This window comes from Apilactobacillus xinyiensis, from assembly GCF_019656235.1.
In the GTDB taxonomy this organism is placed as follows: Bacteria; Bacillota; Bacilli; order Lactobacillales; family Lactobacillaceae; genus Apilactobacillus; species Apilactobacillus xinyiensis.
The window spans coordinates 47,867-54,156 of sequence record NZ_BPLL01000008.1 but is presented as its reverse complement, the minus strand read 5'-3'; the positions used below and the strand labels follow the sequence as shown (position 1 = coordinate 54,156).

The window sequence follows — 6,290 nt, the reverse complement described above, 5'->3', positions numbered from 1 at the left end:
TTAGTTGAATATTTTGACATAAAAAAACCGCCTTAAAAAATTAGATATTATGTCTAACTTTTTTAAGGCGGTACAAATTCATTGCTTCTTTTTTATTAGTAATTATTTTCTTGGGCCGTTTTAAAATCAATAAATAAAATTATTATGAAGACAAACAGTACTCTAAAAATCTTTATAGGATCAATACTTTCATCAATTAAAGAAAAGAGATCATTTAAAATTAATGAGATGGCAAATATATTCGTAATTAGTATAAATGTGATTCTTATTTTTCTAGCCAATATAAAACATCCTTAAGAAAGTTAAATTTTGTATAATCATATATCTTTTGATTGTAAAATTCAAGTTTATCTGTTACATAATGTTGTTTTAGTATATTTATTTTTTATCTTTTATTAATTGCTGCATGGGGCTTTACGAGTGATTTTATATTTAATTAGTGTAAAATCAATGAAAAATATTGTTAATACATTTATTATATAGTTAGAAAATAAATAACGGGGGACTATTACGTATGATTAAAATAGTTACTGATTCGACTGCTTTGTTATCCAAAGAAAAACAAGATGAATTTAACATTAATGTAATTCCATTAAACATTAATGTAGGTGAAAAATCTTATAAAGATGGAATTGACATTAATGGACAGACATTAATTGATCAAATTGAAAATAATCCTAAAGATCCTTTTCCAATTACTAGTCAACCATCAATCGGTGATTTTGTTGATTTTTATAATAATTTAACTAATGATGGTAGTGAAATTCTTTCAATTCATATGACTGATTTATTAAGTGGAACTGTAAATTCAGCTAGCCAAGCGGCAGAGATTGCCGATGGTAAAGTTACCGTGGTTAACAGTCATTTCATTGATCAAAACTTGGGTCACATTGTCTTAGAAGCAGCTAAGATGGTGCAAGCTGGTGAAGATGATGTTTCAAAAATTGTTAGTGCTATAAAAGATATGGTTAATAAAAGTAAATTGTTTATTGGAGCCAGCACTTTAGACAATTTAGTAAAAGGTGGCCGTATTGGTAGAGCTAAAGGTTTAGTTTCTAAATTAATGAATTTGCATGTTTTATTCCAATTACAAGAAACCGAACTTGTTCTTCAAGTAAAAGGTCGTGGTAAAAAAACCTTTACCAAATGGTTTGCTAGTGAGTTAGAAGACATAAAAAATAAAGATTTATCATTTATTGGAATTAGTTATACTGGAAGTGATGAATGGCCTAAAACTATGCAAAAAGAGCTACAAGAAGTCTTTCCCAATTTAGAAATTCCGTTGATGTATACTTCAGCAATCGTTTCTACCCATACTGGTAATAATGCCTTTGCAATTATGATGTGTGAGAAGTAGTTATAAGAAACTAGCAACAATTAAACCAATAATACCGCCAACAATTGGTCCAGCTATGGGAATGATTGAATATTCCCGCTGGGCCATTTTTTTATCATAAGTTTTTGTAAAAAATAGTCTTGGTACTATGTCTCGAGTAGGATTTAAAGCTGCTCCAGTAATTGGTGCAACAGTAGTAATTACTGCCGTAATAAGAATTGATGACCAGATAGTTTTAATCCACCAAGCTAGTCTAACGTCATCCATAATTTGAGAATTAATTACGATTGTAAAAGTTCCAATAGCTTCCCAAGTGAAATTATTTAGCCACTTATTCAGATGACGGGGGACTGTTGCAAAAAAGTTAAGATTGACCGGCATGGTATTTAAATATTTAGACCAAAGTTTTTGAACAGTTGCTGATGCTAACCAAGCACCTAAAATTTGAGTAAGTACTTCGCCTAACATAGTTAACCATGATATTTGATGATTAAAAGCCTGTAAGAATGAAAAAATAGGGTTGAAGTTAGCAGTACCAAAGATTGCTGTACTAATAATTGAAGCTATAAAAATACTTAATCCCCAGTATGCACCAGTCAATAAACGATTCTGTGGTTTAGGATATAAATTATAATTAATGAAAATACTACTAACTAAACCTAGACCTAGCATTAAATATGTACCAACTAACTCACCAATTATCATAATCAATTTAAAAATCTCCTTTGACGTCTAAAATAAAAATGGCCATTGGAGGTCAGTTTTATTCTGCTTTCCAGTGGTCAAATTTTTCAATGTTATTTCCTAAATATATCATAGCTTCTTTAGCTAATTTATCAGATTCAGTACTAATATTTTCGGGATCTTCATGATATAGATCAGATATGTATCCCTCACCTATATCATAGCATTTTTCTTTACGTCCAAATCCATTATCCTTAAATAATTTATCCAGATTTTCTAAATTATCTTTTCCTGCTTCGTATACTCGTTTAGCGATGTCTTTGTTTTCATCGCCTAAAATCGAGGTACCATAAGTAATTAGAAAATCATTCATATCGATAATGATATCTTCACGTGACTTACGTTCTAATTTTTTATTCATATAAAAACACCTCAAATATAATTTTAGTTCAAATGAATTTAAATTAAAAAAAATTTGATTAAAAAAAGCCCATTCTTTTAAAAGAATAGGCTTTTAATTAATCTTTTTTATTTAGCATTTGGAAAGCTAAATTCATAACGACAGCTAAGAAACCACCAACCACAATTCCGTTATTAAGAATAATTTGAGCAGCTTGTGGTAAAGCATTGAAAATACCAGGATAAACTGTAACTCCAATTCCAAAACCAATTGATACCGCTACAATTAATAGGTTGCTGTTTTCGTTAAAGTTTACTTGTTGTAAAATTCTAATTCCTTGAACTCCAACCATTCCAAACATAACTACCATGGCTCCACCTAATACGGGACTTGGAATTACCGTAGCGAATGCACCAACTTTTGGTAATAATCCTAATAATAGTAAGAAGAAACCAGCATAGTAGATTGGACGCTTAGTTTTGATACCAGATAGTTGTACAACTCCAACATTTTCAGAGAAAGTAGAGTATGGGAAAGTATTAAAAATTCCACCTAACATGGCAGCAATACCTTCTGAACGATACCCTCTAGCTAGATCTTTACTGGAAATTTTACGGCCAGTAATATCACTTAATGCCAAGAATACACCTGTTGATTCCACCATAGTGGTTAATGAAACTAGAATCATAGTTATAATTGCAGACCAGTCAAACTTAGGAACCCCAAAGTAGAAAGGTTCTGGGAAATGTAACCAACTGGCTTGCGCAACTGATGCAAATGAAATCATACCCATCATAGATGCGATAATTGTTCCACAAGCCATTCCAATTAATACTGAAATAGACTTTAAAAATCCTTTTCCAAAAATATTAATTAAAATAATAATAGCCATGGTAGAGAAACCAATAATTAAATTATTAGCATCTCCAAATGATTTGGCTGCAGCATCACCACCACCCAAATCTTGAAAAGCCACTGGAACCAATGAAAATCCAATAATGGTAATCAATGAACCGGTAACTACTGGTGGAAATAGTTTTCTAATTTTAGAGAACAAGCCAGATATTAGGAATACAAATAAACCTGAAATAATAATAGCACCGTACATATATCCTAAACCTAACGTTCCACCAATTGATTTAAGTGGAGCCACAACTTGGACTGCACATCCTAAAACTACTGGTAAGCCAATTCCTGTTATTGGAGTTCGCTTTAATTGTAGTAGGGTAGCAATTCCACACATAAAAATATCAGCTGAAACTAAATAAGTTAACTGAGCAGCTGACAAGTGTAAGAAAGTACCAATTAATAAGGGTACAATCACATCGCCAGAATACATTGCTAACAAATGTTGAAAACCTAAAATAGCAGATCTCCCATGGGAAACTTGTTTGAGACCATCTTCTGAACTATTTTGCACAATAATCCTCCTAAATATTTTAAGTTTTGTTTATACAAACTAAAAAAGACCTTTTGCAAAACTAAAAGCAAAAAGTCCTTAACCTTATGCTTATAGTCTAGGATTAACGGTCCTAGGTAGAAACTAACCAACCATATTTTGGTATTATATAAACAAATACTATTTAACTTGATAAATAATATATTAGCATTAGAAGGAACTAAAAACAATCTATCATTTTAATATTAGATTGTTTAAAGGTGAAATTTTAATGTACAATTAAGATAAAATTAGGTTCTTAGGGGGATTAAAATCTTGAAAAATATTTTAGCTATTCATACTGGCGGTACCATTTCAATGTCACAAAATGAAAATGGTGAAGTCATTCAAAATGATGAAAATCCGATTGCTAAACAAACTATTAATCTAGGACAAGATATAAATATAATAAATGATAATTTATTTAATTTGCCTTCTCCGCATGTAACACCAGAAATTATGCTACAAATAAGTCAAAGAATAAGAAAAGCATACAATGAAAATATTGATGGGGTAGTTATCACACACGGAACAGATACACTAGAAGAAACCGCATATTTCTTAGATTTAACGTTACCTAGTAATATTCCGGTAGTAGTAACTGGCGCTATGCGTTCATCTAATGAAATTGGTTCAGATGGTCTGTATAATTTTATGAATGCCTTAGCGGTTGCCGCATGTGATGATGCTGCTGATAAAGGGGTTTTAGTAGTTATGAATGATGAAATTCATACTGCACGATATGTAACTAAAACACACACTACAAATGTTGATACATTTAGAACTCCAACCTTTGGTCCAATTGGAATTGTTAGCAAACATCAGCCAGCTTTTTATCAAGAATTAATTCAAAGTGAAGTTTGCGAAATTAATCACACTGTAGATGGGGTTTATTTAATTAAAGCATTCGCAGGAATGGATGGAACACTTTTTGATGCATTGAATAATGTTGATACTAAGGGGATTGTTATTGAAGGTTTAGGTGCTGGAAACTTACCACCTGCCACTTTGCCAGCAGTTCAAAGATTACTTGATGCTAATATTCCTATTTTCTTAGTGTCACGTTGTATTAATGGCTTTGCTCAAGATATTTATGACTATCAAGGTGGTGGAATTGAGCTAGAAAAAATGGGAATAGAAATTTGCCGCGGCCTTAACGGTCAAAAAGCTCGAATTAAGTTAATTGTGGGACTTAGTGCGGGTAAATCTGGAAAAGATTTAAATAAGTTTATGGCTAACGCTATATCATAATGTAAAGTGAGGAGTTTATGAACACTATTTATAGTGATTTGCAAAATGCATTTGAAAATCGAACATTAATCAATGTTTATCAAGAAGATGAAGATGTATTTTATACAGGTTATGTTAACCGTATTAATGATGATGAAACCTTATTAAGCACCTACGATAGTCTAGGTTTAGCTGATGGGATGGTATGTTTAAAGAATTCAGTTATTACGGAAGTTGAATTTGAAAGTGATGATTTAAGTGATATTAAATTAAGAATGTCAATTTCTGAAGATGATAACTTTATTGATTTTTATCCTAATTCACTATCTTTTGCTACTAATATAAATTTATTTGAGCAAATTATCATTCAATCGATGCTCGATAAACAAGTTATTTTAGTACAAGACTTAAGTTCTAATCATTTTATTGAAGGTCTAATTACTCATGTGAGTGATAATGATTTTCAGATTAAAAACGTTGATAAATTTCATTTTAGCAATAAAAAAGAAACTAAAATTAACTTTGCCAACATTAAATTGGTAGAGTTTCAAGGTCGCGAATTGACTATTTTAAGTCGTTGTTTAGATGTTTTTAAAAGAGATAGTTTACCAACTATAATAAAACGTGAACATCACGATATTTTAGATGGCTTAAAATTTGCTTATGATAATCAACAATTAGTTGAAATTAGATCTAGGTATAATAAACGATACTTTTATGTTGGCCAAATTATCTCATTGTCTGATTCACAATTAGTAATTAAAGTGGTTGATATGGCAGGGCAATTTGGTGGTTATGTATTAATGAAAAATTTTGCTGTACACAACTTAATTGTTCAATCTGATTATTTATTTTTAATTCAAAAATTTATTGATATGAATAAGCACTATCATATGGAATCGCAACCGGTTTTAAACTTTGAACGCGAGTTTGACTCACAAGATGATTTATTTTTAGATATTATTAATCAGTCTAAAAAATTAAAATATTTAATTCGCTTGCAATTAAGTAATGGTAATAATTTTATGGGATATCCAGTTAATTTAGATGACGAAAATGTCTACATTAATCAATTAGATGAGACTAAAACGTTTTTGATTTTGAATAAAAAAATTACGTTAACAGATATTGTTGAACTATCTTTTGGGTATGTTGATGCTTATTTAGTTAGGGAAATATTATCATTACGTGGTGAAATATAA

Annotated in this window: 6 protein-coding genes and 1 riboswitch; of the genes, 3 read left to right on the top strand and 3 right to left on the bottom strand. The window is 30.5% G+C overall.

The genetic code is table 11. From position 1 onward, the window contains the following. Positions 1 to 514 precede the first annotated feature (514 nt). Positions 515 to 1,357, top strand: a complete 843-nt coding sequence (gene fakB / locus K5Q11_RS03050; RefSeq protein ID WP_220728367.1) for a DegV family protein — start codon at positions 515 to 517, stop codon at positions 1,355 to 1,357. Here fakB and K5Q11_RS03045 read toward each other — a convergent pair whose 3' ends face one another. The 3 genes from K5Q11_RS03045 to K5Q11_RS03035 form a co-directional block, all read right to left on the bottom strand. Next, positions 1,358 to 2,041: an aquaporin gene (locus K5Q11_RS03045; protein WP_251067901.1), complete on the bottom strand. Its 684-nt coding sequence runs from the start codon at positions 2,039 to 2,041 to the stop codon at positions 1,358 to 1,360. Positions 2,042 to 2,099: 58 nt separating this feature from the next. Further along, positions 2,100 to 2,441 carry a hypothetical protein gene (locus tag K5Q11_RS03040; protein ID WP_220751186.1) on the bottom strand — a complete coding sequence of 114 codons (342 nt, stop codon included), beginning with the start codon at positions 2,439 to 2,441 and terminating at the stop codon, positions 2,100 to 2,102. 97 nt (positions 2,442 to 2,538) lie between these two features. Next, positions 2,539 to 3,840 (bottom strand): nucleobase:cation symporter-2 family protein, encoded by a 1,302-nt coding sequence (locus K5Q11_RS03035; RefSeq protein WP_285289887.1) that lies wholly within the window; start codon positions 3,838 to 3,840, stop codon positions 2,539 to 2,541. 73 nt (positions 3,841 to 3,913) lie between these two features. Continuing rightward, positions 3,914 to 4,012, bottom strand: a riboswitch (purine riboswitch). Between the two features lie 122 nt (positions 4,013 to 4,134). On the opposite strand from K5Q11_RS03035, the gene K5Q11_RS03030 reads away from it, so the two are divergent. After that, the gene (locus tag K5Q11_RS03030; RefSeq protein WP_220751185.1) at positions 4,135 to 5,109 is read left to right on the top strand and encodes an asparaginase; all 975 of its coding nucleotides are present in this window, start codon (positions 4,135 to 4,137) and stop codon (positions 5,107 to 5,109) included. A 17-nt stretch (positions 5,110 to 5,126) separates the two neighbouring features. Further along, a complete protein-coding gene (locus K5Q11_RS03025) occupies positions 5,127 to 6,290 on the top strand; it encodes a hypothetical protein (RefSeq protein WP_220751184.1) in 1,164 nt (387 codons plus the stop codon).